The sequence below is a fragment of the Pikeienuella piscinae genome, from assembly GCF_011044155.1.
Classification (GTDB): Bacteria; Pseudomonadota; Alphaproteobacteria; order Rhodobacterales; family Rhodobacteraceae; genus Pikeienuella; species Pikeienuella piscinae.
This window is the reverse complement of record NZ_CP049056.1, coordinates 2,510,644-2,536,341: the sequence shown is the minus strand read 5'-3', so window position 1 is coordinate 2,536,341 and position 25,698 is coordinate 2,510,644. Positions and strand designations below refer to the sequence as shown.

General features: G+C 67.3%; 23 protein-coding genes and 1 pseudogene. 13 read left to right on the top strand and 11 right to left on the bottom strand.

Going from position 1 to position 25,698, the window contains the following annotated elements; genetic code table 11:
• Window positions 1-17: 17 nt before the first annotated feature.
• Window positions 18-2,123, bottom strand: coding sequence for an HAD family hydrolase (locus G5B40_RS12120; protein ID WP_246209849.1), 2,106 nt, complete (start codon window positions 2,121-2,123; stop codon window positions 18-20).
• Window positions 2,124-2,219: 96 nt separating this feature from the next.
• Here G5B40_RS12120 and G5B40_RS12115 point away from each other — a divergent pair, with 96 nt between their 5' ends.
• Together G5B40_RS12115 and G5B40_RS12110 are read left to right on the top strand one after the other, a co-directional pair.
• Complete coding sequence (locus G5B40_RS12115; protein WP_165098969.1) at window positions 2,220-2,735, top strand: hypothetical protein; 516 nt, start codon at window positions 2,220-2,222, stop codon at window positions 2,733-2,735.
• Window positions 2,732-4,000, top strand: coding sequence for a glycosyltransferase family 4 protein (locus tag G5B40_RS12110; protein WP_165098967.1), 1,269 nt, complete (start codon window positions 2,732-2,734; stop codon window positions 3,998-4,000). The genes G5B40_RS12115 and G5B40_RS12110 overlap by 4 nt, the downstream gene beginning before the upstream one ends.
• On the opposite strand, the gene G5B40_RS12105 is transcribed toward G5B40_RS12110, so the two are convergent.
• Window positions 3,954-5,594, bottom strand: coding sequence for a thiamine pyrophosphate-binding protein (locus G5B40_RS12105; protein WP_165098964.1), 1,641 nt, complete (start codon window positions 5,592-5,594; stop codon window positions 3,954-3,956). The two genes, G5B40_RS12110 and G5B40_RS12105, sit on opposite strands and share 47 nt — an antisense overlap.
• A 144-nt stretch (window positions 5,595-5,738) precedes the next feature.
• On the opposite strand from G5B40_RS12105, the pseudogene G5B40_RS21405 reads away from it, so the two are divergent.
• Window positions 5,739-5,978: pseudogene (locus G5B40_RS21405) on the top strand (hypothetical protein); the annotation flags it as partial.
• A 145-nt stretch (window positions 5,979-6,123) separates the two neighbouring features.
• Window positions 6,124-6,339: a hypothetical protein gene (locus tag G5B40_RS21400; RefSeq protein ID WP_281350502.1), complete on the top strand. Its 216-nt coding sequence runs from the start codon at window positions 6,124-6,126 to the stop codon at window positions 6,337-6,339.
• 78 nt (window positions 6,340-6,417) lie between these two features.
• Here the strand turns inward: G5B40_RS21400 and miaB are convergent, their stop codons facing one another.
• From miaB to G5B40_RS12085, 3 genes are all read right to left on the bottom strand, one after another.
• Window positions 6,418-7,755, bottom strand: a complete 1,338-nt coding sequence (gene miaB, locus G5B40_RS12095; RefSeq protein ID WP_165098961.1) for a tRNA (N6-isopentenyl adenosine(37)-C2)-methylthiotransferase MiaB — start codon at window positions 7,753-7,755, stop codon at window positions 6,418-6,420.
• A 97-nt stretch (window positions 7,756-7,852) separates the two neighbouring features.
• The gene (locus tag G5B40_RS12090; RefSeq protein ID WP_281350501.1) at window positions 7,853-8,329 is read right to left on the bottom strand and encodes a Ros/MucR family transcriptional regulator; all 477 of its coding nucleotides are present in this window, start codon (window positions 8,327-8,329) and stop codon (window positions 7,853-7,855) included.
• Window positions 8,330-8,574: 245 nt separating this feature from the next.
• The gene (locus tag G5B40_RS12085) at window positions 8,575-9,084 is read right to left on the bottom strand and encodes a GNAT family N-acetyltransferase (RefSeq protein ID WP_165098959.1); all 510 of its coding nucleotides are present in this window, start codon (window positions 9,082-9,084) and stop codon (window positions 8,575-8,577) included.
• 120 nt (window positions 9,085-9,204) lie between these two features.
• On the opposite strand from G5B40_RS12085, the gene G5B40_RS12080 reads away from it, so the two are divergent.
• Both G5B40_RS12080 and G5B40_RS12075 read left to right on the top strand, forming a co-directional pair.
• The gene (locus G5B40_RS12080; RefSeq protein WP_165098957.1) at window positions 9,205-9,825 is read left to right on the top strand and encodes a flavin reductase family protein; all 621 of its coding nucleotides are present in this window, start codon (window positions 9,205-9,207) and stop codon (window positions 9,823-9,825) included.
• A 13-nt stretch (window positions 9,826-9,838) separates the two neighbouring features.
• Entirely contained in the window at window positions 9,839-11,131 is a 1,293-nt protein-coding gene (locus G5B40_RS12075) for a dipeptidase (RefSeq protein ID WP_165098954.1), read from the top strand.
• Window positions 11,132-11,133: 2 nt separating this feature from the next.
• Here G5B40_RS12075 and pcaB read toward each other — a convergent pair whose 3' ends face one another.
• From pcaB to G5B40_RS12055, 4 genes are all read right to left on the bottom strand, one after another.
• The gene (gene pcaB, locus G5B40_RS12070) at window positions 11,134-12,444 is read right to left on the bottom strand and encodes a 3-carboxy-cis,cis-muconate cycloisomerase (protein WP_165098952.1); all 1,311 of its coding nucleotides are present in this window, start codon (window positions 12,442-12,444) and stop codon (window positions 11,134-11,136) included.
• 49 nt (window positions 12,445-12,493) lie between these two features.
• Entirely contained in the window at window positions 12,494-14,638 is a 2,145-nt protein-coding gene (locus G5B40_RS12065; RefSeq protein ID WP_165098949.1) for a 3-hydroxyacyl-CoA dehydrogenase NAD-binding domain-containing protein, read from the bottom strand.
• A 3-nt stretch (window positions 14,639-14,641) separates the two neighbouring features.
• Window positions 14,642-15,850: an acetyl-CoA C-acetyltransferase gene (locus G5B40_RS12060; RefSeq protein ID WP_165098947.1), complete on the bottom strand. Its 1,209-nt coding sequence runs from the start codon at window positions 15,848-15,850 to the stop codon at window positions 14,642-14,644.
• Window positions 15,851-15,914: 64 nt separating this feature from the next.
• Window positions 15,915-16,601, bottom strand: coding sequence for a GntR family transcriptional regulator (locus tag G5B40_RS12055; protein WP_165098944.1), 687 nt, complete (start codon window positions 16,599-16,601; stop codon window positions 15,915-15,917).
• 165 nt (window positions 16,602-16,766) lie between these two features.
• Here G5B40_RS12055 and G5B40_RS12050 point away from each other — a divergent pair, with 165 nt between their 5' ends.
• From G5B40_RS12050 to G5B40_RS12025, 6 genes are all read left to right on the top strand, one after another.
• Window positions 16,767-17,786, top strand: a complete 1,020-nt coding sequence (locus G5B40_RS12050; RefSeq protein WP_165098942.1) for a TRAP transporter substrate-binding protein — start codon at window positions 16,767-16,769, stop codon at window positions 17,784-17,786.
• 78 nt (window positions 17,787-17,864) lie between these two features.
• Complete coding sequence (locus G5B40_RS12045; protein ID WP_165098940.1) at window positions 17,865-18,428, top strand: TRAP transporter small permease subunit; 564 nt, start codon at window positions 17,865-17,867, stop codon at window positions 18,426-18,428.
• Between the two features lie 4 nt (window positions 18,429-18,432).
• Window positions 18,433-20,016: a TRAP transporter large permease gene (locus G5B40_RS12040; RefSeq protein WP_165098938.1), complete on the top strand. Its 1,584-nt coding sequence runs from the start codon at window positions 18,433-18,435 to the stop codon at window positions 20,014-20,016.
• Between the two features lie 8 nt (window positions 20,017-20,024).
• The gene (locus G5B40_RS12035) at window positions 20,025-21,119 is read left to right on the top strand and encodes a mandelate racemase/muconate lactonizing enzyme family protein (RefSeq protein WP_165098936.1); all 1,095 of its coding nucleotides are present in this window, start codon (window positions 20,025-20,027) and stop codon (window positions 21,117-21,119) included.
• Window positions 21,119-22,000, top strand: a complete 882-nt coding sequence (locus G5B40_RS21225; protein ID WP_165098934.1) for a phytanoyl-CoA dioxygenase family protein — start codon at window positions 21,119-21,121, stop codon at window positions 21,998-22,000. Before G5B40_RS12035 ends, G5B40_RS21225 begins: the two co-directional genes overlap by 1 nt.
• 13 nt (window positions 22,001-22,013) lie before the next feature.
• Window positions 22,014-22,904: an NAD(P)-dependent oxidoreductase gene (locus tag G5B40_RS12025; RefSeq protein WP_246209487.1), complete on the top strand. Its 891-nt coding sequence runs from the start codon at window positions 22,014-22,016 to the stop codon at window positions 22,902-22,904.
• Window positions 22,905-22,943: 39 nt separating this feature from the next.
• On the opposite strand, the gene G5B40_RS12020 is transcribed toward G5B40_RS12025, so the two are convergent.
• Both G5B40_RS12020 and G5B40_RS12015 read right to left on the bottom strand, forming a co-directional pair.
• Window positions 22,944-23,309 (bottom strand): Rieske (2Fe-2S) protein, encoded by a 366-nt coding sequence (locus G5B40_RS12020; RefSeq protein ID WP_165098929.1) that lies wholly within the window; start codon window positions 23,307-23,309, stop codon window positions 22,944-22,946.
• A 34-nt stretch (window positions 23,310-23,343) separates the two neighbouring features.
• Window positions 23,344-24,345, bottom strand: a complete 1,002-nt coding sequence (locus G5B40_RS12015; RefSeq protein ID WP_165098927.1) for an LLM class flavin-dependent oxidoreductase — start codon at window positions 24,343-24,345, stop codon at window positions 23,344-23,346.
• A 140-nt stretch (window positions 24,346-24,485) separates the two neighbouring features.
• On the opposite strand from G5B40_RS12015, the gene G5B40_RS12010 reads away from it, so the two are divergent.
• Window positions 24,486-24,920 (top strand): SRPBCC family protein, encoded by a 435-nt coding sequence (locus tag G5B40_RS12010; protein ID WP_165098925.1) that lies wholly within the window; start codon window positions 24,486-24,488, stop codon window positions 24,918-24,920.
• Window positions 24,921-25,698 lie beyond the last annotated feature (778 nt).

Here is a 25,698-nt window from a genome sequence, read left to right as displayed (position 1 = left end):
GGCCGGTCCGGCGCCGATCAATCCCACATCGCGCGGGTGTCGGCGCGCCGGTCGCGCTCCGGCCGGTCGGCCATCACCGCGTTGACGAAGCCGAGCCCGGATCGCGTCAGGCTGCCCTGCGTCCAGTTGTCGCTCATCTTCATGTCCTGCAACTCGCTGAGAAGCCGCAGCGGGTTCACCCGCCGCGTCGGGTCGCGAAGCGCGATCTCGACCTGTCCGGTCTGATGGGCGAGGGCGCGGAGCGCGCGCATCTCCGCCCGCCGGGGCCGGCCGGCGAACCGGGAGAAACGGCGCTGGAGCAGCGCCGCGACCTCTTCCAGATCGCCCGGTGCGCCATGGAAATCGTCGATGAACCTGAGCGCGCGCGCGCGGATTCGCGCGCGCAGCTTCAGCAGCGCGGCCCGCGTCGCGTCGTCATGAGGGCTCGGCGCGAAGACCGGCTCGCCCGCCTCGTAACCGAGGAGACGGCCGCGCTCCGGATCGACCAGAAAGGGCTCGATCCAGGAAAAGTTCCACGTCGCCCAGCGCGAAGAGCGGCGACGATGATCGAGCACGAGGCCCGGGTGTATCCGCGTCTCGGGATGAACGCGCCGGGTGTTGCCGTTGAAATACCGGCTCGTCATCAGGAACAGAAAATCGATGCTCCGGCCCGGCGCCGGGCGATCGAAAAGCAGCGGCGCGAGTTGCACGGCGAAGGTGCCGGAATAGCCGATATCGACGGCGACCGAGGGCGCGGCGGCGAGCAGACCCTGCGCCTCCAGATAGGTTTCGACGACGTTTCGCCCGGCGTCGAGCGCCTGGAGAAGCGGCTCCGTATCCACGCCGTCCCGAAACGCCTGCTGAAGTTCCGGGCCGGAAGCGCCGCGGAGGCGCCCGGTGAACGCGGACTCAGGCAGGTCGAACGCCCGCGCCAGCGCCGCCACCGAGAACGGCTCCTTGGCGATATAGCTGGTCAGCGGGCCAAGCCGCCAGAGATCCGCGGCGCGCCGGACCTGAAGGCGGGCGCCGAGCGCGCGATTGATCGCCAGCTCGACAATTCGTAGCCCGTCCTCCGCCAGATGCGGATGGCGCGCCAGCGCCGCTTCCGCGATCTCGCCGATGATCGAAGCGTCGCGGGTGAGATGATAGAGCCGCGCCGCGCCGCGCCGCTGAGCGAATGTCAGCGCGCGGAGCGCCAGCAGGCCCACCGCCGGGCCGACCAACTGGTCGACTATGCGCTCCGGTGCGCCAAGCGGGCCGTCGGCCGCGATATCGTAAGCTGCGGCGAGGCGCCGGCGACGCAGGCCGGGTGAGGGGACGTAACTTTCGGCGAGGTGCGCCGCCGTCGTATCGGCGACGCCGGCGCGATCCAGATAGTGCAACGCGCGCCAGCCGGCGGCGCGCGCCGGAGCGACGTCGCTATCGGGCCGGTCGCCGACATGTAGGATATCCTCCGGCGCGACGCCGAGCCGCCCGGCGACCAGCGGAAATATTTTTCCGCCGCGTTTCGTCCAGCCGAGATCGGCGGAGACGAAAACCTCGTCGAAGAGGTCGCGGAGCCCGGCGCGCGTCAGGATCAGTTCGATTTCGGGCCGATGGAAATACATATCGGTGACGGCGATCACCTTCAGCCGGTTCGCCCTCAACCCGCGGAGCAGCTTCGCCACCCCCGGCGCCGCGACAATGCCCTGCGCCTCGCTCTCCGCCTCGAAGGCGACGAGCCGCGCGGCGGCCGCCGCCGCGTCGCCGCGAAACCCGGCGCCGGTCAACGCTTCCCGGAAGATAGAGATCAATGGCGGCTCGTCGCCGCTTCCCTCGGCGATCATCCGCGCCTTCATCAGGCCGGAAAGCTGGTGGCGCGCGGCGAAAATCGCCTCGCCCGCAGCAGCGCCGCCGATCAGCCGCGCCATCCCCGCGGTCTTTCGGTGCGTCGCCTCGGGCGAAAGGCCGCGCCTGAGAAGGAGCGTATCGAAGAGATCGAAGCTGACCACCTTCGCGCCGCCCAAGCGCTCGGCGACCGCAGCGAGCGTGGTGATCGCGCCACCGTCGTCCGGCGTGAGCCCCGCAGCGTGGCGCCGGCCGCGCCGGGCGGTCTCCCATGGCAGGATTCGCGCCTCGAAGAAGGCAATGAAGCTTTCGATCATAATCACCCGCCGCCCCGTCGCGCGCCCGACGACCTGGCCTCGCCGGGTCGAGTCGATTGCTTGCCGCAACCCGTTCTTGCTGCTACCTCGCACATCATGTCATTCATTGTCGACCTCGCGCGAAAACCCCCGAAAATGGAGGATATCGCCTATTTCCTGGGCGCCGCGCTTTCGCGTCCGGGCGACATTCCGTGGATCCTGCGGCGCGAGGCGGCGAAACGGCGCGCCGGCCGCGCCGCGGACGAAGGGCCGGACACGCTCGGTCTGCGCGGCCTGACCCGCAGTTGGGAGGCCGCGCTGGCCGGCGGCGTTTTTCGCGCGCCGCCCGGAACCGGCGCGCGCCTGACGGTGACGCGGTCGCTGACTTACGCGCCGCTCTCGATCGTTTCCGCCTTGCAGACCGCCGGCGGCGTCACCTTTCTCGACCTCGTGGACGATCCGGCCTTCCCGGCGCTCAGTCTTGAGGCGGCGCGCCTCGGCTTGCCGCAGGCCGCGACGGACCCCGAGCGCGCGAAGGCCGCGCGCCTGGCGTTCATCGAGACCGCCGAGTTGTCCGAACCGCTTCGCTCGGCTTTGCGTCAACTCGCCAATGAGCCGATACGGGCCGCATGAAACATCTTCTCGTCTGCAATGTCTGGTTCGCGCCGCGGTCTTTCGGGGGCGCCACGATTGTGGCGGAGGAACTGGCGCGAAGGGTCGCCGCGAGCGGCGAATGGCGCGTCACGGCGCTTTCCTTCTCCGCCTATGGCGATCAGCAGATGCCGACGGTGATCCGCACCCGCTTGCCTGGGGGGATAGATCACTACACGATTAATCTCGGGGGCATGCGCGTCCCCTATGTCGACTTCGATAACCCCGCGATGACGGCCGCGATCCGTCGCCTGATCGATGAGTTGAAGCCAGACGCGGCGCATGTTCATTGCGTGCAAGGACTCGGCGCGGGTCTGATCGACGCTCTTGACGAGGCCGGCGCGCCGACCATCCTGACCACGCATGATTACTGGTGGCTCTGTGAGAAGATCTTCATGCTCAATCATCTCGGCCGCTATTGCGGTCAGGAGGTGATCGACAGGAAGGTCTGCGCATCCTGCGTGCATGACGCGAAGACGCTCGACGCGCGCTGGGAAAAATCGCTGGCCACATTGCGAAAACCGGCGGTCGTCACCTATCCGAGCCGCACCGCCCGCGCGCAATATGAGCGCAACGGAGCGCCCGAAGCGACCGGCCTGGTCCTGCCGAACGGCGTCACCGCGCCCGGCCCGGATTACCCCGCGAAGCGCGTGGCGAAGCCGTCGCGGCGATTGCGCTTCGGCTATATCGGCGGGCCGGGGCCGCTGAAGGGCTGGGCGATGATTGAGCGCGCGTTCAAGGCGCTGGATCCGGAAAAGGTCGAACTGGTCGTCGTCGACGCCGCGACGCATATCAGCGCGAGTTGGTGGGAGCAGTACAAGTTCGGACCGCTCGCGCGGCATGTGACCATCGTTCCCGGTTATACGCGCGAGACCATCGACGAATTTTTCGCCGGGCTCGACGTCCTTCTCTTCCTCTCGACCTGGAAGGAGACCTTCGGCCTCACCAGCCGCGAGGCGGCGCAGCGCGGGGTGCATGTCCTCGCCACCGATTGCGGCGCCCCGGTCGAACACCTGATCGACGGCGACACGGCGACGATCCTGCCGGGTTTCGGCTCCGCCAGGATGCTTCGCCGCGCCGTGCGGCGACTGGTCGATGACGGCGTTCCGGACCCGAGCGAGGAGGGGCGCGCCCGGATCGCGGCGGAAATCATCAGCTATGACGATCAGGCGGCCGAGGTGATGCGCCTTCTCGACAGCATCACCGGCTCCGCGCCCGAAGCCCGGATAGCGTCACCGTCGGCGTGATCGCCTCGGCGGAGGTCTTGATATGGATGATCGCCGGCTTGCCGGCGGCGCGGGCGCGGGCGAAGGCGTCGGGAAATTCCGCGGTCTTCAGCACCGTCTCGCCATGGCCGCCATAAGCGCGCGCGAGGGCGGCGAAATCCGGATTCACCAGATCGGTCGCCGAAATCCGTTCCGGATAGTCGCGCTCCTGATGCATGCGGATCGTGCCGTAGATCGAATTGTCGACGACGATCACGATCACGCCGAGGCCGTATTGCGCCAGCGTGCCGAACTCCTGTCCGGTCATCTGGAAGCAGCCGTCGCCGGCGAAGCAGATCACCTCCGCGTCGCGGTCGCGGAGCTTGGCCGCCACCGCCGCCGGCAGCCCGTAGCCCATCGAGCCGGAAATCGGCGCAAGCTGCGCGCCAAAGCGGCGAAACCGCCAGAACCGGTGAATCCAGGTCGCGTAATTCCCGGCGCCGTTGGTGATCACGGCGTCCGGAGCGACAGAGCGAAGATGTGACATCACCGGCCCCATCTCCGCATCGCCGGGCGTGGCGGGCGGCTGGCCGGACCAGTCGAGATAGGCGGCGTGGGCCGCTTCGGCGGCGCCGGTCCGGCCGCGCGGAGGGGCGCTTTCCATCGATTCCAGAAAGACGCCTGGCGTCGCGTTGATCGCCAGCGTGGGCGCATAGATGCGGCCCAGTTCCTCCGCCCCCGGATGGATGTGGACGAGCTTCATCTGCGGCGTCGGGATCGAGAGCAGCTCGAACCCTTGCGACGGCATCTCCGACATCCGCGCGCCGAGCAGGATCAGGAGATCGCTCTCCGCGACCAGCGCGCGCAGCTTCGGGCTCGGCCCGATGCCGAGATCGCCGGCGTAATTCGGATGCTCATGATCGAAGAGCCCCTGCCGGCGGAACGTCACCGTGACCGGCAGGTCATGGCGCTCCGCGAAGCGCTGGGCCGCCGCGACCGCGTCCGCGTCCCAGCGCGAACCGCCGAGCGCGAGAACCGGCCGCTTCGCTTCCGCCAGCAGCGCAGCGAAGTGCGCAGCCTCGCGCGGCGACGGCGCCGGTTCGGCGACGCGCGTCATGGGCGCCGGCGCGGCTTCGGCCTGTTCTCTCAACATGTCCTCGGGCAGCGCCAGCACCACCGGGCCGGGGCGGCCGCTCATCGCGACATGCCAGGCGTGGGAGATGACCTCCGGGATCCGGTCGGCGTGGTCGATCTCCTCGACCCATTTCGCGAGGTCGCCGAAGGTCTGACGGTAATCGACCTCCTGAAACGCCTCCCGCCCCTTCATCCGTCGACCGATCTGGCCGACGAACAGCACCATCGGCGTCGAATCCTGCTTGGCGACATGCACGCCCGAAGCGGCGTTGGTCGCGCCCGGCCCGCGCGTGACGAAGGCGACGCCGGGCCGCCCGGTCAGCTTGCCGTCGGCCTCCGCCATCATCGCCGCGCCGCCCTCCTGACGGGCGTTGATCACCTCGATGGCGCCGCCATGCAGCGCGTCGAGCGCCGCGAGATAACTCTCTCCGGGCACGCAGAAGAGACGTTCCACACCCTCCGCCAGGAGACACTCGATCAAAATTTCGCCGCCGGTCTTCATGGGTCCTCGCTTGTCATCTGGCGAGAGATGACCGGAGCGTGAGGGATTTGGCAACCGGCGCCGACGGGTATTGGCGGCACCCGCCCGGAAAACACCGGCGAAGGCGGCGCAGAGGTAGGTTGGACGCCAGGAGATTCGCCACCAATGTCGTGTGATTCGCGCCGGGGCCGCCCCATGTCCCTCGACGTCTATCTCCTTTGCCTCGCCGCCGTCGCCGTCTTCTTCGCGTTCCCGCCGGACGCGAGCCAACTCCTGATCATCTCGAACAGCATCCGGTACGGGCTTAAGCGAAGCGCGTTCACGATCGCAGGCGACCTGACCGCAAACTGGATCCAGATGGCGGCGGCGGCCTTCGGGCTGGCGGCGATCATAGCGACTTCAGCGGGTGCTTTCGCCCTGATCAGGTGGATCGGCGTCGCCTATCTCGTCTGGATCGGCTTGAGGCTGACCATGCCCAGCGAGAAGAGCGTCGACGCCAGCAGGACCGGCCCCCCCCGTCCACCGGTTTCGGCAGGGCTTCGTCACCTCGATGGCGAATCCCTTCGCGGTCGTGTTTTTCGGCGCGCTTTTCCCACAATTCATCGATCCCACGGCGCCGGTAACTCCGCAACTCCTTGCGCTTGGCGCGGCATATCTGGTGATCGATGGCGCGACCCTGCTGCTTTGGGGCTGGCTCGGCGTCCGCGCCGCGAACGCGCTGAAACGCCGCTCGTTCGGGCTTTCGAACCGGATCTGCGGCGCATGATGATCGGCGCGGCCGCGCTGCTAGGGTCGCGAGACCTTCAACCGCAGACGTGATTCGCCGTCCCGACAGTCTGCGCCGTCAGGCCGCGAGCCGCCCCTTGAGCGAGTTCGGGCCGGCGCCGACGATGTCGACCTCGACGATCCGCCCGGCGAGATTGGCGTCGGCGTGCATGTGGACCGCCTGAAGATAGGGCGAGCGGCCGATCATCTGGCCGGCCCGCCGGCCCGGCTTCTCGAGCAGCACCGGCAGCGTGCGCCCGACGCAGCTTTCCTGAAACGCCGCCTGCTGCGCGCCGAGTAGCGCCTGAAGCCGTTGAAGCCGTTCCGACGCTTCGTCGGGGTCGACCATCGGCAGGTCCGCCGCCGGGGTGCCGGGGCGGGGAGAGTATTTGAACGAGTAGGCCTGCGCGTAGTTCGCCTCGCGCACCAGCGCCATCGTTTCCTCGAACTCGGCCTCGGTCTCGCCGGGAAAGCCGACGATGAAATCCCCCGAGAGCGCCAGATCGGGACGCGCGGCGCGAATCCGCTCGATCAGCTGCAGATAGGCCGATGCGGTATGGCGCCGGTTCATCGCCTTAAGCACCCGGTCGGAGCCGGATTGCACCGGCAGGTGCAGATAGGGCATCAGCGCGTCCACCTCGCCATGCGCGGCGATCAGGTCCTCGTCCATGTCGTTCGGATGCGATGTGGTGTAGCGGATGCGCTTCAGCCCGTCGATTTCCGCCAGCTCCCGGATCAGCCGGCCCAACCCCCAGCGCCCGGCGCCGTCCGGCGCTTCGCCGCGCCAGGCGTTCACGTTCTGGCCAAGGAGAGTGATTTCGACCACGCCGCGCGCCACCAGATCGCGCGCCTCCGCCAGCACCTTCGCCGCCGGGCGCGAGATTTCCGCGCCGCGCGTATAGGGAACGACGCAGAAGGCGCAGAACTTGTCGCAACCCTCCTGCACCGTGAGAAACGCCGCCGGCGCGCGCCGCGCCTTCGGGCGGGGCGCGGCGAACTTGTCGTCCTCGGGGAAATCCGTGTCGATCACCGCGCCGCCGCCGGCCACAGCGCGCGCCGCCATTTCGGGCAACCGGTGGAACGCCTGCGGTCCGACGACGATATCGACCAGCGGCTGGCGGCGGACGATCTCCTCGCCCTCGGCCTGTGCGACGCAGCCGGCGACGCCGACCAGCATCCGGTCGCCGGCGGCGCGCTTCGCATCCGCGAGTTTCCGGATGCGCCCGAGTTCGGAATATACCTTCTCGGCCGCCTTTTCGCGAATATGACAGGTGTTGAGCAGCACCATGTCGGCGCCCTCGGGCGTCGCCGTTTCGACATAGCCGGCGCCCGCCATGGCCTCGGCCATGCGCTCGCTGTCATAGACGTTCATCTGACAGCCATAGGTCTTGATGTAGAGCTTTTTCGGCGCGGCCATTTCCGGCCCCTTGATAACTAAGCGGCGCGCCGCCGGAGTTCCGGCGGCGCGCCGCGTTCTACCCGTCTCCGGCCGCGCCCGCAACGGGCGCGCCGGATCAGCGCTTCTTCTTGCGGCCGAGGCCGATCTTCTTCGCCAGTTCCTGGCGCTTGCGCGTATATGCGGGCGCAACCATCGGATAATCCGCCGGCAGGCTCCATTTCGCGCGGTAATCCTCTGGGGTCATGTCATAGGCGGTCTTGAGGTGGCGCTTCAGCATTTTCAGCTTCTTGCCGTCCTCGAGGCAGACGATGTGGTCGTCGGTGATGGACTTCTTGACCGGAACCGCCGGTTTCAATTCCACAACCGGTTCCTCTTGCGGATGCGCAAGGCCGGCGAGCGTCCCAAACACCGATTCGATCATCGTCGTCAGATCGCTTTGATTCACCGCATTGTTCGACACGTGCGATGATACAATTTCAGACGTGAGCGCCAGAAGCTCCGACCTGTCCAGTTGGTCATCCGTCAATTTACATCTCCTGATACGTACGTGTTGCGAGTGGACTTGTCTCAGCCCCGACGATTTCAACCGCACCCGACATCCACCGCACGCGGTATGCGCCCCTGAAAAGCCACTTTCTTGTTCGCGCCTTATTTAAAAGAGCTATCGCCAATTGCAAGCCCCTTTTACTTGATTGGATAGGAATGTATTTCGCGCTTTATGCAACAGGCGCCGGGCAGGATTTTCTTCCCGCCGAGTTGTTGTCGAAATGTTCCGAAGAGACGAGCGTGAATCGATCTGCACGCGATAGTTGCATTCGCGTCCGGCGCGCGGTTGGCTTACGCCCCCGCCGGCTCCCAGCGCCTGACTTCACCTTCGACGCCATCGAATGCGCCCGCCGCAAGCGCGCGCGCGAGCAGGCGGTCCGGATTGGTGGGCGGCGGAAAGGTCAATGCGCGCGCGGCTTCCCGACTGAAGCCGAAGCGGCGGTAATAGGGCTCGTCGCCGACCAGAACGACGCGGCCCCAGCCGCGCTCCAGCGCCCTCGTCAGCGTCTCCATCATCAGGAGCGCGCCCAGCCCCTCTCCCTGCCGCGTCGGATGCACCGCGATCGGACCGAGAAGCAACGCCGGCGCGCCGGCGGCGCCGATCCTCACCGGCCAGTAGCGGATGGCGCCGCCGAGAACCCCCAACTCGTCGCGCGCGACGAAAGAAAGATCGGCGACCGGCGCCACGCCGTCACGGAGTTGATAGGAGGAGAGCGCCCGCCGTCCCGGCGCGAAAGCGAGGTCGTAAAGCCATTCGACCTCATCCTGATCCGCCGCGCGTTCCTCACTCAAGGTAAACATGACGCCTGCACCTGCCGCCCGGCGCCGCCGGGAGTCTCCATCGCCCCCTTGCGCCCGTCCCGCCGGGCGGTAGCATGCGCGCGACCGCCGCGTCCAGCGCGGGAAACCGAGGGAAGATTTATGTTCTACCGTCCCGGCCAGGACGATCACGGCCTGCCGCGCAATCCGTTCAACGCGCTGATCACCCCGCGCCCGATCGCCTGGGTCTCGACCCGCGACCCGGACGGCGCGGCCAATCTCGCGCCGTTCAGCTTTTTCAACGCCGCCGCATACACGCCGCCGATCGTCTCCGTCGCTTTCACCGGCGCCAAGACCGGGGATCTGGAGGACGAGCGCAAGGATACGCTCGCCAATATCCGCGCAACGCGGGAGTTCGCGGTCAACATCGTGCCGGCGGCGCTCAAGGATGAGATGAACGCCTCCTCCGCTCATTTGCCCGCCGGCGAGAACGAGTTTGACGCGGTCGGTGTGACCGAGTCCCCCTGCGAGCTGATCTCCGCGCCTCGGGTCGCGGAAAGCCCGGCCTGCTTCGAGTGCCGCCTGATCCGGCTTGTCGAGTTGCCGAACGACGGGCCGGGCGAAAACACGACAGTGTTCGGGCAGGTGGTCGGGGTCCATATCGCGGATGAGATCCTGCGCGACGGATTCGTCGTTCCGTCGCTGTTCAGACCTCTGGCGCGAATGGGTTATCTGGATTACGCAATAATCGAGGACGTCTTCGCGATGAATCGTCCCGACTGAACGAAGATCGGACATGACACCCGTCGACGCCACGACGTTGCCGCGCGGCCTGCCCGGCGCCATCGCCCGGATGGCCGAACGCGCCTCCAACCACACCGATCTGCGCGACCTGCCTTATCATGAGGCGGCGTCCGGGCTTTTCCTCGCCGATCTTCACGCCGACACGCTGCTCTGGGGGATAGAGCCGCTGGCGCCGCGCTCCGGCGGGCATCTCGACGGGCCGCGACTGGCGGCGTCCGGCGTCGGGCTTCAGGTCTTCGCCGCGCCGACCTGGACGCCGCTGCCCTTCCGGCGTGAGGATTCACGCCTGGTCGTGAACGCGCGCGGCTTCGACCAGTCGCATGCGCTTTTCCCGACCGAGATATTCAGTCGCGGTCGACGGCACGGGCTGAAACGGCGTCGGGCGCTGCGCATCGCGCGCCGGTTTCACGATATGATCGAGGCGAGCCAGGACCGGCATGCGCCGTTCCGCGCGCTGCCGATTCTGGAGGCGGCGGATTTCGACCGGCTGAGGCCGCGCGCCGGCCCGGCCCGGCCCGAGATCGGCGTGATGCTGGCGCTGGAGGGGCTGCACTGGCAGCGCGCCAGCGCGCCCCGGGAAAAGGTCGAGGCCGCGGTCGACGAGCTTTACGCCGCCGGCTACCGGATGATGGCGCCGACGCATCGGTTCTCGAACGGACTCGGCGGTTCGAACGAGGATTCCGACGGCCGCGTCGGGCTTTCCGCCGCCGGCCGGCGCTTCGTGAAGACCTGCCTGAAGCGGCGGATCGCGCTCGATCTCGCGCACGCTTCGCCCGCCGTGATTCGCGAGGCCTGCGGCATCGCGCTGACCCGGGACGAAGGACCGCGCCCGGTCATCGTCTCGCACTGCGGCGTGAAGGCGGTGAACCCGATCTCGCGCAATCTCTCGGTCGGCGACATCCGCGCCGTCGCCGCGACCGGGGGCATGATCGGGATCGGCTTCTGGCGCGGCGCGATGGGTTGGAGCGACACGCAGAGTTTCGCGGAAAAGATGGGGCGGATCGTTGAGACATTCCGCGCCGCGCTGGCGATTCTCTCGGCCGAGGATTTCGAGGAGGAGATGATCGGCCGTTTCGGGCGCTACGACCCCCACGAGCATCTCGGGTTTGGCTCCGACTTCGACGGCGCGGTGACCACCGCCTTCGATGTGACCGGCGTCAGTCATGTCGTCGCGGCGCTGGCGGCGGCGGATGACGGCGCCGGCGAGCCCCTGTTCCCGCCGGAGAAGCTGGCGCTGATCGCGGGAGAGAACGCCCGGCGCGTGCTTCAGTCGGCGTTGAACTGAATTCAGTCGCCGCGCGCGATCGCCGGAGCGGCGCCAAGATAGGCCCCGGGGTCGAGCGCCGCCGCCCAGTCGACGGGCGCGTCGCTCATCTCCGCCAGCAGCGCCGCCAGCGGCCGCTCCTGCGCCGCCGCGCGCCGGCAGGCCGCCTTTACCAGCGCCTCGGCTTCCGGTCGCCCGACATGCGGGGCGAGGGCGAATGTCGCGGCCTCGGCCAGCATCAGCCCGTTTGTCGCCGCCATCGTCCGGCGCATCGCATCGGGCCGGGCCTCCAGGGTGTCGGCCAACGCCTGAGCATGCCGAAGCGCTGCGCCGGCGGCGATAACGATCTGCGGCAGCGTCAGCCACTCGAGCGCCCAGGCCGCGCCCTCGCGCTCCTCGGCGTGAAGCTGGGCCTCGTAGAGCCGCCCGATCAGACCGGCGTTGGCGCGGGCGAGCGCGACCAGCGTCTCCGGCCCCACCGGATTCGCCTTCTGAGGCATGGTAGAGGAGCCGCCCGGCGCCCCCGCCGCGGCTTCGCGCGCCTCCGAGCGGGTCATCAGCGTCAGGTCCAGCCCGATCTTGCCGAGCGCGCCGGTGATCAGCGTCAGCGCGCCGCCGAGTTCGGCGATATTGTCGCGCGCCGCGTGCCAGGGAACCGGATCATGCCCAAGGCGCAGATCCTCCGCCATCAGCGCGGCGACCTGCGGCCCGGAAGCGCCCATCGCCGCGAGCGTACCGGAAGCGCCGGCGAGAGATATGCGCAAGAGCCGGGGGCGCAGTTCCGCCAGCCGGTCACGGGCGCGCAGGAGCGGCGCGCGCCAGACCGCGATCCGCGCGCCGAACGTCGTTGGCGTCGCGATCTGGCTGCGGGTGCGGGCGGCCATCGCGGTATCCGCCTCCGCGCGCGCCTTTTCGCCAAGCGTGGCGGTCAGCGCCTCGAGCCGCGTGTCGATGATCTGGAGCGCGCGGCGGAGCCGCAGCGTGAGCCCGGTGTCGACGATGTCCTGACTGGTGGCGCCGAAATGGACGTGCCGCGCATGTTCGGGGGCCGCGATCGCCTCGCGGAATGCCGCCACCAGCGCCGGAACGGGCACGCCGGCGGAGGCCGCGCCGGGCGCCAGCGCGGCCGGATCGATCATCACCGTCTCCGCCGCCCGCCCGATCGCCGCCGCCGCCGTCTCGGGCACGACGCCGAGCCGCGCCTGCGCGCGCGCCAGCGCGGCTTCGACCAGCAGCATCGCGCGGATCTCGGCGCTGTCCGTGAAGAGCGCCTGAAGCTCCGCGTCGCCATAAAGTTCGCGCCAGAGCGCGCTGTCGAAAGGTGTTACGGCCATCTCTGGCGCTCCTCCTCCGCATCCCGCGGCCAGGCGCAGGGGCCGGGCCTCAGGCGGCGCGCAAACGCTCCAGCGCCGATGGTTTCACCTTGAACCGGTCGCCATGCGCTTCGGCCAGCTCGGCCGCGCGCGCCGCGAACGCCTCGATCCCGACGCCGCGGATGAACTGGATCGCGCCGCCGGTATGGGCCGGAAAGCCGATGGCGAAAATGCCGCCGAGATTGGCTTCGACCTCGGACCGAAGCACGCCCTCGTCGAGGCAGCGGAGCGTCTCGATCGCCTGCCGGTAAATCAGCCGATCCTCGGCCTCCTGCATCGGGATCGCGCCGTTGCCCTGGCTGAACTGCGCGAGACCGGGCCAGAGCGTCTTGGTTCCGTCGGCGTGATAGTCATAGAAGCCGCCGCCGTAACGGCGCCCGCCGCGGCCCATCGCGACCATCTCGTGACCGACCGCTTTCGTGTGCGAGGCGTCGGCCGGAAAGCCGTCCTTCACCCCGAGCCGCTCATCGAGCGCGAGATGCGTGTCATGCACCTTCTTCGAGAGCACCATCGAGACCTCGTCATGCACCGCGAGCGGGCCGACCGGCATACCGATCTTCCAGGCCGCCCGCTCGATCGCCGCCGGGCTCATCCCGTCGATCAGCAGCGCCTGGCCCTCATCCATGTAGGTTCCGAAGACGCGCGAGGTGAAGAAACCGCGCGAATCCCTCACCACGATCGGCATGTAGCCGATCTTGCGGACGTAATCATAAGCCTTGCGGAGCGTTTCGTCCGAGGTCTCCTCGCCGAGGATGATCTCGACCACCTTCATCTTGTCGACAGGCGAGAAGAAATGCAGACCGATGAAGCGCGTCGGCTCCGGGCAGCTTTCGGCCAGCAGGCTGATCGGCAGGGTCGAGGTGTTGGAGCCATAGATCCCGCCGGGCGCGAGCCGCCCGAATGTTTCGGGAATCACCTTCTCCTTCAGCGCGACATCCTCGAACACCGCCTCGATGATCAGGTCGACGCCGTCGAAATCCGCATCCGCCGCCGTCGGCGTGATCCGGACGAGAAGCGCGTCGCGCCCGGCCTCGTCCATCCTTCCCCGCTCGACCCGTTTCCCCGCGAGCCCGGCGGAATAGGCTTTGCCCTTCTCCGCGTTCTCGATGCTCGTGTCCTTCAGGACCGACGGCAACCCGGCCGCGGCGTTCGCCCAGGCGATGCCGGCGCCCATCATCCCGGCCCCGAGAATGGCGGCCGATCTCGGCGTCCAGACCTCGCCCTCGGGCCGCGCCTTGCCGGATTTCATCGCCTGCATGCCGAAGAAGAACGTGCCGATCGCGGCCTTGCATTCCTTCGTCACCATCAGCGCGACGAGGCCGCGGCTCTCCACCCGGAGCGCGGCGTCGTAGCTCATCCGCATCGAGTTGATCGCGATGTCGAGGATCTTCTCGGGGGCGGGCGTCAGGCCGCGGGTCTTCTTCACCAGCATCGCCGGCGCCATCTGGATCACCGGGCGAAGCTGGGGGCTGGTCGCGTCGCCGCCGGGATAGCGAAAGCCCTTCGCGTCCCAGGGCTGCTGATGCGCCTCCGGGTTGGCCCTGATCCACGCCTTGGCGGCCGGGATCAGTTCCTCCCGCGTCGCGACGATCTCGTCGACAAGGCCGAGCTTCAGCGCCTGTTCCGGCGCGTGATGCTTGCCTTCCAGCAGGATCGGCAGCGCCTTTTGCAGGCCCAGAAGCGCGGTCAGGCGCACGACGCCGCCTGCGCCGGGCAGAAGGCCGAGCGTCACTTCCGGCAGGCCCACCACCGCCTTCGGATCGTCGAGCAGAATGCGGCGGTTGCAGGCGAGGCAGAGCTCATAGCCGCCACCGAGCGCCGCGCCGTTGATCGCGGCGACGCAGGGAACAGGCAGCTTCTCGATCTCCCGATAGGGGCGCTTGTTCTCCTCGACATAGCGCAGGGTTTCGGCGTCGGCCTTCTCCATCGAGCCGAGAAGATTGAGATCGCCGCCGGCGAAGAAGGTCTTCTTCGCCGAAGCGAAGACGACGCCCGTCAGCCCGTCCTCCGCCCTCAGTTTCGCCAGCGCCCAGTCCATCGCCGGCAGATAGCGCGCGCTCATCGTGTTGGCGGACTGGCCGGCCATGTCGAGCGTGATCGTGACGATCCCGTCCGAATCCTTCTCGTAGCGGATATCCTCGTTCCGGTCGCTCATGGCTCAGACCCGCTCGATGATCGAGGCGACGCCCATGCCGCCGCCGACGCACATGCAGATCAGCGCCCGCTTCAGCTTCCGCCGCTCCAGCTCGTCCAGCATGGTCGAGACAAGGCAGCCGCCGGTCGCGCCGAGCGGATGGCCCATCGCGATGGCCCCGCCGACGACGTTCAGCTTCTCGTCCGGCACGTTCAGGTCCCTCTGCAGCCGCAGCGCGACGGAGGCGAAGGCCTCGTTGATCTCCACGAGGTCGATATCGTCGATGGTCAGCCCGGCCTTCGCCAGCGCCTTCAGCGACGCCGGGCCGGGGCCGGTCAGCATGATCGTCGGGTCGGTCCCGGTCAGCGCGATGGAGAGCACCCGGCCGCGCGGCGTCAGGCCGAGATCCTTGCCGACCTGTTCATTGCCGACCATGACCAGCGACGCCCCGTCGACGATGCCGGAGGAGTTGCCCGGCGTGTGGACATGGTCGATCCGCTCGACTTCGGGGTATTTCGCCAGCGCCACCGCGTCGAACCCCATGGCGCCCGGCCCGGCGAAGCTGGCCTTCAGCGCGCCGAGCTTCTGCATGTCGGTGTCGGGCTTGATGAAATCGTCCTTTTCGAGAATGGCGACGCCGTTCTCGTCCCGCACCGGCACCACCGAGCGGTCGAACCAGCCGGAATCGCGCGCATGCGCGGCGCGCTTCTGGCTCTCCATCGCGAAGGCGTCGACATCGTCGCGGCTCCAGCCCTCGATGGTGGCGATCAGGTCGGCGCCGATCCCCTGCGGCACGAAACTGGTGGCGATGGCGGTCTCCGGGTCCTCGGCGAAGGGGCCGCCGTCGGAGCCCATCGGCACCCGCGACATCGATTCGAACCCGCCGGCGCAGACCAGGTCCTCCCACCCGCTCGCGACCTTCGCCGCCGCGGTGTTGAACGTGTCCAGCCCGGAGGCGCAGAAGCGGTTGACCTGCGCGCCGGGCACGCTTTCGTCCCAACCGGCCTTTTGCAGCGCGACCTTGGGCAGAACCGAGCCTTGCTCCATCACCGGCATCACGCAACCGAGCATCACGTCGTCGACGCGGCTGGTGTCCAGATCGTGCCGCGCCCTCATCTCGTCCAGCAGGGTCGTCACAAGGCTGATGGGTTTGACCTCGTGCAGCGTTCCGTCCGGCTTCCCTTTCGAACGGGGCGTGCGGATCGCGTCGAAAATATAGGCGGCTTCGGTCATGGCGGGGGCTCCTTCCGGCGTCACGGACCTCTATATGGGGGATCGCGCCGGAGGGAAACGCCCCTCAAATCTCCGCCTGCGCGACGCCGGAACGCCGGAACGCCTCGAAATGCCGGCGCAACGCGTCGGCGCAGCCGACCGGGTCGCGGTCGAGCGCGGAGCGGAGGATATCGGAATGCTCGCGCACCAGATCCGGGCCGCGAAACCCGAGCAAGGGGTCGCGGGCGACGACATGCTGCTTGAACTGGTCGAACACCGTGCGGTGCTCCGCGATGAGCCGGCGCGAGCCGCATTCGGCGATCAGCGCCTCGTGAAAGGCGCGATCGCAGCCCGACCAGAAGCGCAGCAGCGCCGGGTCGATCGCTTCACCGCGCATCCGCGCTTCGAGATGCGAGAGCCGGTGATGCGCGGCGGTGAGGTTCGCCTCCCACTCCATCCCGCCCCGCTCGATCGAGAGCCGGGCGCCTTCCGCCTCCAGGAGGACGCGGAAATGCGCGATCTCCCAGACCGTTCCGGCGCTCGGCTTCACGGCGCGAAAGCCACGCTGCGGCGCGCTGTCGACGAACCCCTCGGCCGCCAGGCGCAAGAGCGCCTCACGGACCGTCGCCGCCGAGGCCGCGTAGCGCGGCGCGAGGCTGCGCGGCATCAGTTTCTCTCCGGGCGCGACGCCGCCGGCGACCAGAACCTCGCGAAGCCGGGCGTAAACGCCCATGGCTTCGCTGTGGCCGCCTTCATCGATTTCGCTGGACATCCGCGCTCCGACTGGTTCGCGCGAACATACGAAAGAATTTCGAAATTCCCAATAATTTCGAGAATGAAGTTGTCGGGGGGGAATCGGCTTGCTAGCGTTCCCGTCAAGCTGCGGCGCGAAAGTCGGGGCGCCCAACGAGACGTCAACCATCCCAGGGAGGATACCATGAAACTGAACCATCTCGCATCCGCGCTCGGCGCGGCCGCGGTTTCGGCGATGCTCGCTTCGGCGGCGACGGCGGAGACCACGACGCTTCGGATCCAGACGCATTACGCGCCCGAAACCGTCTCCGGCAAGCTCGCGCAACGCTTCGTCGATGACGTGCAGATCATGTCGAACGGCGAGATCCAGATCGAGATGTTCTTCTCCTCTTCCGTCGTCAATTCGGTGGAGACCTTCGACGCGGCCGCGACCGGCATTCTCGACTGCGACATGACCGGCGCCGCCTACCAGACCGGCAAGAACCCGGCCTTCCAGTTCGTCGGCGACATCATGGGCGGCTACGACACGCCTTATCAGCAGCTCTCCTGGCTCTATTATGGCGGCGGCCTCGAAGCGGCGCAGGAACTTTACAACAAGTTCGATATGCAGCTCGTCGGCTGGTGGGTCTACGGGCAGGAAAGCCTCGCCTCCACGAAGCCGATTCGCGGCGTGGCCGATCTGAAGGACTGGAAATTCCGTTCCCCGCCGGGTCTCGAGACGAACATCTTCGCCGCGCTCGGCGCCAGCCCGATCGTGATGGACTTCACCGAGATCTTCACCGCGCTGGAAAGCGGCATCATCGACGGCGCGGACGCCTCGGGCATCGCCAACAATGTCGGGCTCGGGCTCTACGACATCGCGAAGTTCACCAATTTCCCGGGCTTCCACTCGATGCCGTCCGACCATCTCGCCTGCAACAAGGCGAAATGGGACGCGATGCCGGAGCATCACCGCCGGATCATGGAGCGGGCGATGGAATCGCTGGCGCTGCAGACTGCGCTGACCTTCGAGAAGTCGAACAACGAGGCCGCCGCGAAGTTGCGTGAGGAAGGCGTCGATGTCGCCGAATGGTCGACCGAAGACCGCGCCGCCTTCCGCGAGGCCGCGCTCGGCCAGTGGGACGATTTCGCCTCCACGCCGGAAGCGCAGGCGCTGGTCGAGAGCCACAGGGCCTACCTGAAGGTTCTCGGCCTCATCGAATAGGGGCGCGATCACGACTGTCGGCGGGCGGTCCCATACGGGCCGCCCGCCCTCGCGTCCGGCGATTTCAGGGAAACGGCCATGATCGAGCATGAGCGCACCGGCCCCGTCGATCTGGTGACACAGGGGTTCAGCCGGATCGCGATGTGGGCGCCCGCCTTCGTCGTCGTCATCATCTTCTACGAAGTGACGATGCGTTATGTCTTCGCCAAGCCGACAATCTGGGTGAACGAGATGTCGCTCTGGATCGCCGGCGGCATCTATCTCGTCTCCGGGCTCTATTCGCTCCAGCAGCGAAGCCATATCCGCATCACCATCATCTACGACGCGGCGCCGCGCTGGCTGAAGAAAACCTGCGACGTTCTCTCCGTCGCCTGCGTTCTGATCTTCGCCTTCGCCGTCGTTTGGGGCGGCTTTGGCGAGGCCTGGGCCAAGCTGCTGCGCTGGGAGAAGTTCGGCACCGCCTGGAACCCGCCGATTCCGGCGACGATCAAGCCTCTTATCCTGCTCACCCTGGTGATCCTCGCGATCCAGTCGGTCTCGAACCTGTTCTACGACTGGAACCGGGAGGAGACGCACGAGGCGGAGGACGACGAGATCGAGGAAATCCGCGCCGCGATCGGCGCCGACGAGCCGAGGGACTGATACGATGCTCGACATCGGAACGATCTCCCTCATCGTGCTGATCGGCATGTTCGTCCTGCTTGCGATCGGCATGCCGCTCGGCTTCGCCTCGGGTTTTCTCGCCGTCGTCGTGATGGTGCTGAAATTCGGGCCGGAGCTGCTTTTCGGAACCTTCGGCACCGGCCCGCTCAACATTCTCGCGCAGCGGCTCTACTCGATCACCACGAATTACGTGCTGATCTCGGTCCCGTTATTCATCTTCATGGCGACGCTGCTGGAGCGATCCGGCATCGCGCGCGACATGTACACCTCGCTCAACGCCTGGATGTCGCGCACCCGCGGCGGCATCGCCATGGTGACCGCGATCATGGCCATCGTCATGGCGGCGATGTCGGGCATCATCGGCGGCGAGGTGGTGCTGCTCGGCCTGATCGCGCTGCCGCAGATGCTGCGGCTCGGCTACAACCAGAACCTGGCGATCGGCACGATCTGCGCCTCCGGGTCGCTCGGCACGATGATTCCGCCATCGATCGTGCTGATCTTCTACGGCCTCATCACCGAAACCTCGATCAGCGCGCTTTTCACGGCGGCCTTTCTGCCGGGCTTCCTGCTCGCGGGAAGCTACATCGTCTACATCATGATCCGCACCCGGCTCAGGCCGGAGGAAGCGCCGCTGCCGGAGCCGAGTGAGACCGACATGACCGGCGCCGACAAGCGGCGTTACGGCTCGACGCTCATCATGCTGATGATCGGCGCTGTCGCCGCGGCGATCCTGCTGCGCATGGTGGTTCTCAACATCACGGGCGCCTTCGACGATCAGAGCCGGATGCTCGACATGCGGACCGCGATCACCTGGGGCGGGGTGCTCATTGTCTGCCTCCTCTACATCTTCGCGTTCATGGGGCGGGAGATCGCCGCCGCCGCCTGGGCGAACGGCAAGGGGCTCGTGGCGCCGCTGCTGATCGTCTTCGTCGTTCTCGGCTCGATCTATGGCGGCGTCACCGGCATCACCGAAGCGGCTGGCATGGGCTCGGTCGCCGTCCTCGTCCTGATTGTCATACGTGGGGAGTTCTCGTTCACGCTTCTGCGCGAAGCCTCCATGCGGACATTCAAGTCCACCGGCACGATCATCTGGGTGACCTTCGGCGCCACCGCCCTGGCCGGGGCCTACACCATCGCCGGCGGACCGACCTATGTCGCCAACCTGATCCTCGGCATGGAACTGCCGACGATGGGCGTCCTTCTCTTCATGATGCTCATCTTCCTCTTTCTCGGCGCCTTCATGGACTGGACCGGAATCGTGCTTCTGGTGATGCCGGTTTTCCTTCCCATCGTCCTGAAACTGCCGAAGGAGGAGCTCGGCCTCTTCGGCGGACTGGAGGCGACGACCCTGGTCAAGGTCTGGTTCGGCATCCTCTTCTGCGTCAACATGCAGGTGAGCTTCCTCTCGCCGCCCTTCGGTCCGGCGGCCTTCTACCTGAAATCGGTGGCGCCGCCGCATATCACGCTGCCGGACATCTTCCGCGGTTTCCTGCCGTTCATCGCGATCCAGCTGCTGGTGCTCGCGGTGATCCTCTGCTTTCCGCAAATCACCACCGTCTTCCTCTGAGGTCCGCCATGGCTGCGACGATCGACCGGGTCCGTTCGGATCATTACGTCATTCCGCTTGAAGTCCCGCTGACCGATTCCATGCATGGGGAGATGCGGGGTTTCGAGATCATCACCGCGCGTGTGACGGATTCGGACGGCGCCGAGGGCGTCGGCTACACCTATACATGCGGACACAACGGCGGCGCCGTCCACGACATTCTGGGCCGCGAGATCGCCGAGATCGCCGCCGGCGAGGAGCCGAGCCGGATCGCGCATCTCTGGCGCAAGATCTGGTGGGCGACGCATTACGGCGGGCGTGGCGGGCCAACGGTGCTCGCGCTCTCCGCCTTCGACATCGCGCTCTGGGATCTGGCGGCGAAAAGGGCCGGCCAGCCGCTCTGGCGGCATCTTGGCGGCGCGGACCCGGCGGTGAAATGCTACGCTGGCGGGATTGATCTGATGCTTTCCGCGGACGAGTTGATCGCGCAGACCGAAGGGAACCTCGCCAAGGGGTTTCGGGCGATCAAGATGAAGGTCGGGCGCGACGATCTGGCGGAGGATGTCGCCAAGGTCGCCGCGATGCGCGATCACCTCGGCGCCGGCTTTCCGCTGATGCTCGACGCCAACATGAAGTGGACCGCGGACCAGGCGATCCGCGCCGCCCGCGCCTTTCTGCCCTATGACCCCTACTGGCTGGAGGAGCCCTGCGAGCCGGACGACATTCCCGGCAACGCCCGCGTTCTCGCCGAAGGCGGCCTCCCGATCGCCAATGGCGAGAATCTGCGAACGGTGCAGGATTTCCGCAATTTCATCGCCATGCGCGCGGTCAGTTTCCCGGAGCCGGACGTGACCAATTGCGGCGGCGTCACCGCCTTCATGAAGATCGCGAAACTGGCCGAAGCGTTCGGCCTCCCCGTCACCAGCCACGGCGCGCATGACTTCACCGTCCATCTGCTCGCCGCCGCGCCGAACGCCTCCTATCTCGAGGCGCATGGTTTCGGGCTGGATGCGTTCATCGAGCATCCGATGGAGATTCGCGACGGCGTCGCGATGGCGCCGGAGCGCCCCGGCCACGGCGTGAACTTCGACTGGACCGGTCTCGAAAGTCTCAGGAGGACATGATGGAAGCGCTGACGGAGAAGCAGAAATCCTTTTACGAGGAAAACGGCTATCTGATGCTGGAGAGCCGAATTCCGATTCCGATCATCGAGGAGATCCGCGCCGAGATCGCCCGGTTCACCGAAGAAGCGCGCGGCATGACCGCCTCCAACGACCGGCTCGACCTTGAGGACAGCCATCGGCCCGACGAGCCGCGCGTCCGCAGGATCAAGCTTCCGCATACGCTGAGCGATCCGGTCGCGCGGCTGATGAAATCGGATCATGTCCTCGCGCCGGTGCGCGACCTGATCGGCCCGGATCTGCGGCTCCACACCACCAAGCTCAACATGAAATCCGCCGGCTATGGCGCGGCGGTGGAGTGGCATCAGGATTTTGCATTCTATCCGCACACCAATGACGACGTGCTCGCGGTCGGCGTGCTGATCGACGATCTCGCCGAAGAGAACGGGCCGCTGATGGTCTTTCCCGGCAGCCACAAGGGGCCGATCCACGACCATTTCGACGATGGCGTCTTCGTCGGCGCGATGGATCTGGCGCGAGACGGGTTCGATGTGAAGGACGCCGCCGTGCTGACCGGCCCGGCGGGGTCGATCTCGATCCATCACGGGCGGGCTGTCCACGGCTCGGCGCTCAACCGCTCGGATCGCGACCGGCGGATGCTGTTTTACGAGATGATGGCGGCGGACGCGTTTCCGATCATGGGGTCCGACACGAAATTCGCCTCTCTCGACGACTACAATGAGCGGATGCTATGTGGGTCGCCGACCGACCGCCCGCGCCTCGCGCCGGTTCCGGTCCGCATCCCGCTGCCGAAGCCGGCCAAGGCCGGCTCGATCTACGAATTGCAGTCCGGGCTCAGGGCCCGGTCCTTCGAAAAAGTCTGAAAAGGAGACATCCATGTCCAAACCCGCAATCGGCTTCATCGGGCTCGGCCTGATGGGGGGCGCCATGTGTCAGCGCCTGCTCGACATGGACTATCCGCTGACGGTGATCGCCAACCGCACCCGCACCTGGGTCGACAAGGCGGTGGAGCGCGGCGCGAAAGAGGTGAAGACGGCGAAGGAAGTCGCCGCCGCCTCCGATATCGTCATGCTCTGCATGGACACATCCGCCAATGTCGAAAGCCGGATGCGCGGCGCGGAGGGCGTGATCGCCGGACTGAAGCCGGGCGCCGTGGTGATCGATTTCGGCACCTCTCTCCCTGACAGCACGACGGCGCTCGGCGAGGAAGTCGCGGCGGCGGGCGGCGTCTATCTCGACAGCCCGATCTCGCGCACCCCGGCGCAGGCTTTCGAGGGCAAGATCAATCTGATGATCGGCGGCGATCAGGCGGCGTTCGGCAAGGTTCAGCCGGTGCTGAAGGACATCTCCGAGAACGCCTTCCATGTCGGCCCGCTCGGGTCCGGCCACAAGATCAAGCTGATCAACAACTTCTTCGCGATGACCACGGCGATGGCGATGTCCGAGGCCTTCGCGATGGCCGACAAGGTCGGCGTTCCGCGCGAGAATCTCTACCAGATCATGTCCGCCGGCCCGCTGCGCTCCGGCATGATGGACTGGATCAAGGCCGCCGCCGTCGATGGCGATCCGAACCAGCTTTCCTTCGCGGTGAAGAACGCGAAAAAGGATGTCGGCTATTACGGCGCGATGGCGGATGCGGCCGGCGCGGTGTCGCTGATGTCGGGTGCGGCGCGTCAGACGCTCTCACTCGGCGTCGCCGAAGGGTATGGCGAGAAGATGGTGCCGGAGATGGTCGGCTTCTTCGAGAAGCTCTTCGCCACGAAATAGGACGTCGCGGCCCCGGGAGCGAACCGGGGCGGCGCCCGCTCAGCCCGCCCCGATGACGAGATCGCCGTCGGCGGTCTCCTCCACCGGCACCGGGTCGAGCGCGGCGCCGAGGCCCAAACCCTCCACGCCCTCGCCTGTGAGGGCGTCGAAGCCTGCGCCGTGATTGGTGCAGCGCAGAACCCCTCCATCGGCGGAAAGCAGCTTCGGGCCGCGATGGTCGAGCGGCAGATACTGATGCGGGCAGGCGTTGACATAGGCGCGCACCCGCCCGCCTGCGCGGAGGATCAGAAGCGGATAGCCGCCAAGATTGACGCAGAGCGTCCCCGAAGCCGGCACGTCGCCGGCGGCGCAAACCCGCGCGCCCGGCGCGGGCGCATGGGCGTAGGTTTTCCAGGTCTCGCTCATGCGCCCGCGCCCGTTCTTCCGTCCGCTTCACCGCTCAGGCCGCCTTGTTTCCGGCGATCTCCGCCAGCGCCGCGGCCGCGATGCGGAATGACTCGAGCCGCGCCGCGTGATCGTGAATCTGCCCGGTCAGGATCAACTCGTCCGGCTCGTAGCGTTCGATCAGTTCGGCGAGCTTGCGGCGCACGCTTTCCTGCGATCCGACGGCGGAGACCCGAAGCGCGTGATCGACCGCAGCGCGCATCTCCGGCCCGATCTCCGCGTCGATATCGCGGACCGGGCGCGGCAGCTTGCCCGGCCGGCCAGTTCTCAGCCGCGCGAAGGCGAGTTGCATGGTCGTGCGCAGAAACGCCCCGGTCTCATCGTCGGCGGCGGCGAAGACGTTCACGGCGAGCATGAACCGGGGTTTCGAAAGCGCGACGGAAGGCTGGAAGCGCGCCCGGTAAAGCTCCAGCGCCTGCTCCAGCGCATCCGGCGCGAAATGCGAGGCGAAAGCGTAGGGAAGGCCGAAATGCGCCGCAAGCTGCGCGCCATAGAGCGAGGAGCCGAGGATCCAGACCGGCACCTCCGTTCCCTCACCCGGCACCGCGCGCACCTCCGCCCCCGGCCGCGCCGGGCCGAGATAGGCGATAAGCTCGGCCACGTCCTCCGGGAACCGGTCGGAATTATCCATGCCCCGGCGCAGCGCGCGGATCACCGCCATGTCGCCGCCCGGCGCCCGGCCGAGCCCGAGGTCGATCCGGCCCGGATAGATCGTCGCCAGTGTTCCGAACTGCTCCGCGATTGTGAGCGGCGCGTGGTTCGGCAGCATGACGCCGCCGGCGCCGACCCTTATCGTGGACGTCGCCGCCGCCATGTGACCGAGCAGAACCGAGGTCGCAGCGCTGGCGATACCGGGCATGTTGTGATGCTCGGCCATCCAGAACCGGTGATAGCCCAGCGTCTCGGCATGGCGGGCGAGCGCCACCGAATTGGCGATCGCCGTCGCGGCGTCGCTTCCTTCGGGGATCGGTGAAAGATCGAGGATCGAATAACGCATCTGACGTCCTTTTCAGGTTGCCGGGGAACCTAATGGTCCGGCAGGCGCCGCGAAAGGGGCGGCTTTGCAGCGCTGGCCGGGGGCGCTACGCTCCGGGCGAGCGGCGAATGAACGTCGGCAGAGCCCGGAGGGCGCGAAGAATGAACGACAACCGTCATCAGGCGGACCATGACCGGGTCCAGCGCATGGTCGAACTGGCCGCCGACCGCGACGTCGTCTGGGCCGAGATCGGCGGCTTCGGCGCGATCGCCGGCTGGCATCCGCTGATCGCCTCGGTGGAACTGACCGAAATCGAGGGCCGCACGTTTCGCCATCTCACCACCACCGATGACGAACTGTTCTTCGAACGGCTGATCGAGGTCGGGCCGCACCATCTGACCTATGAAGTGGTCGAGGGGCCGCTGCCGGTCAGCGACTATCGCGCGACGCTGAGCTGCGTCGCCGAGGCGGACGGCTGCCGGGTCTTCTGGTCGGCCTATTTCACCCCGGCGGAGGACGCGGGACGGGTTCCCGACGACATCGTCGGCGCGTTCTACGAAATCGGACTCAGGGCGCTTCGGGAACGTTTCGGCTGAAGCGCGCGCCGTGCGCGAAATGCGTTTGCGCCGGGCCGGTGAAAGGAATGGCCGGCCCCGATCATTCCGCCGCGCGGCCCATCGGACGTCGCGCAGGACAACCTGCGCGACAATCGCACCCGCCGGAACGCGCCGCGGGACAACCTTTGCGGTTTCGTATGCGCCGGAATTGCATTCCGCCAATGCGAACCGCGATGGATTTGCGGAATGCAAAGGTCTCGGACGGGCCCGGCGTCCCCGCTGATCCAGCGCGGTCTGCTCGCGCTGAGATAAAGTTATGCCGTCAATACAACCCGTTAGCGCGCGCACGTCATGGTGGCGCCGCAATTGGCGCCGCCCGCGATGGTTTTGGCACGCGCCTTGCGAAACACCATGCAGGAGCGAAGCATTGTGGTGGCGGCTCCGGGTTGTTCGTCGGGCGTGTTTGTTGCCTGGGGTGAGAGAGTGTGAGGGTCGGGTGGCGGGGCGCGCCCAACCTGTGTGGAAGCGAGTTGGGCTTCTTAGCCGGGCGTGTTTGTTGCGCGGAGAGGAACGCCTGGGGGAGGGTCGGCCAGTGGGGCGCGCCGGGCCTGTGTGGAAGTGGGTGCAAGCTTTTCGACGGGCGTGTTTGTTGCCTGAAGCGAAGCGCCAGGGAGGGTCCGGCCAGTGGGGCGCGCCGGACCCTCCCCGCCGGCGGGGCGATCCCGCGCGGCCAGCAATTCATCACCGAACACGCCGATTGAGAGCGCACGGATATCCCGGGGCGCCGGCGGAGATTCTCAAGACCTGTTGAGCCGCT

Bases quoted from the DNA above. Each gene is read 5' to 3' on its own strand.
- G5B40_RS12055 (WP_165098944.1), bottom strand. From the start codon at position 16,601: ATGTCCAGCGAAATCGATGAAGGCGGCCACAGCGAAGCCATGGGCGTT.
- G5B40_RS12075 (WP_165098954.1), top strand. From the start codon at position 9,839: ATGACACCCGTCGACGCCACGACGTTGCCGCGCGGCCTGCCCGGCGCC.
- G5B40_RS12010 (WP_165098925.1), top strand. From the start codon at position 24,486: ATGAACGACAACCGTCATCAGGCGGACCATGACCGGGTCCAGCGCATG.
- G5B40_RS12060 (WP_165098947.1), bottom strand. From the start codon at position 15,850: ATGACCGAAGCCGCCTATATTTTCGACGCGATCCGCACGCCCCGTTCG.
- pcaB (WP_165098952.1), bottom strand. From the start codon at position 12,444: ATGGCCGTAACACCTTTCGACAGCGCGCTCTGGCGCGAACTTTATGGC.
- G5B40_RS12085 (WP_165098959.1), bottom strand. From the start codon at position 9,084: ATGTTTACCTTGAGTGAGGAACGCGCGGCGGATCAGGATGAGGTCGAA.
- G5B40_RS21400 (WP_281350502.1), top strand. From the start codon at position 6,124: ATGGCGAATCCCTTCGCGGTCGTGTTTTTCGGCGCGCTTTTCCCACAA.
- miaB (WP_165098961.1), bottom strand. From the start codon at position 7,755: ATGGCCGCGCCGAAAAAGCTCTACATCAAGACCTATGGCTGTCAGATG.
- G5B40_RS12040 (WP_165098938.1), top strand. From the start codon at position 18,433: ATGCTCGACATCGGAACGATCTCCCTCATCGTGCTGATCGGCATGTTC.
- G5B40_RS12020 (WP_165098929.1), bottom strand. From the start codon at position 23,309: ATGAGCGAGACCTGGAAAACCTACGCCCATGCGCCCGCGCCGGGCGCG.
- G5B40_RS12115 (WP_165098969.1), top strand. From the start codon at position 2,220: ATGTCATTCATTGTCGACCTCGCGCGAAAACCCCCGAAAATGGAGGAT.
- G5B40_RS12050 (WP_165098942.1), top strand. From the start codon at position 16,767: ATGAAACTGAACCATCTCGCATCCGCGCTCGGCGCGGCCGCGGTTTCG.
- G5B40_RS12065 (WP_165098949.1), bottom strand. From the start codon at position 14,638: ATGAGCGACCGGAACGAGGATATCCGCTACGAGAAGGATTCGGACGGG.
- G5B40_RS12120 (WP_246209849.1), bottom strand. From the start codon at position 2,123: ATGATCGAAAGCTTCATTGCCTTCTTCGAGGCGCGAATCCTGCCATGG.
- G5B40_RS12035 (WP_165098936.1), top strand. From the start codon at position 20,025: ATGGCTGCGACGATCGACCGGGTCCGTTCGGATCATTACGTCATTCCG.
- G5B40_RS21225 (WP_165098934.1), top strand. From the start codon at position 21,119: ATGGAAGCGCTGACGGAGAAGCAGAAATCCTTTTACGAGGAAAACGGC.
- G5B40_RS12080 (WP_165098957.1), top strand. From the start codon at position 9,205: ATGTTCTACCGTCCCGGCCAGGACGATCACGGCCTGCCGCGCAATCCG.
- G5B40_RS12105 (WP_165098964.1), bottom strand. From the start codon at position 5,594: ATGAAGACCGGCGGCGAAATTTTGATCGAGTGTCTCCTGGCGGAGGGT.
- G5B40_RS12045 (WP_165098940.1), top strand. From the start codon at position 17,865: ATGATCGAGCATGAGCGCACCGGCCCCGTCGATCTGGTGACACAGGGG.
- G5B40_RS12025 (WP_246209487.1), top strand. From the start codon at position 22,014: ATGTCCAAACCCGCAATCGGCTTCATCGGGCTCGGCCTGATGGGGGGC.
- G5B40_RS12015 (WP_165098927.1), bottom strand. From the start codon at position 24,345: ATGCGTTATTCGATCCTCGATCTTTCACCGATCCCCGAAGGAAGCGAC.
- G5B40_RS12110 (WP_165098967.1), top strand. From the start codon at position 2,732: ATGAAACATCTTCTCGTCTGCAATGTCTGGTTCGCGCCGCGGTCTTTC.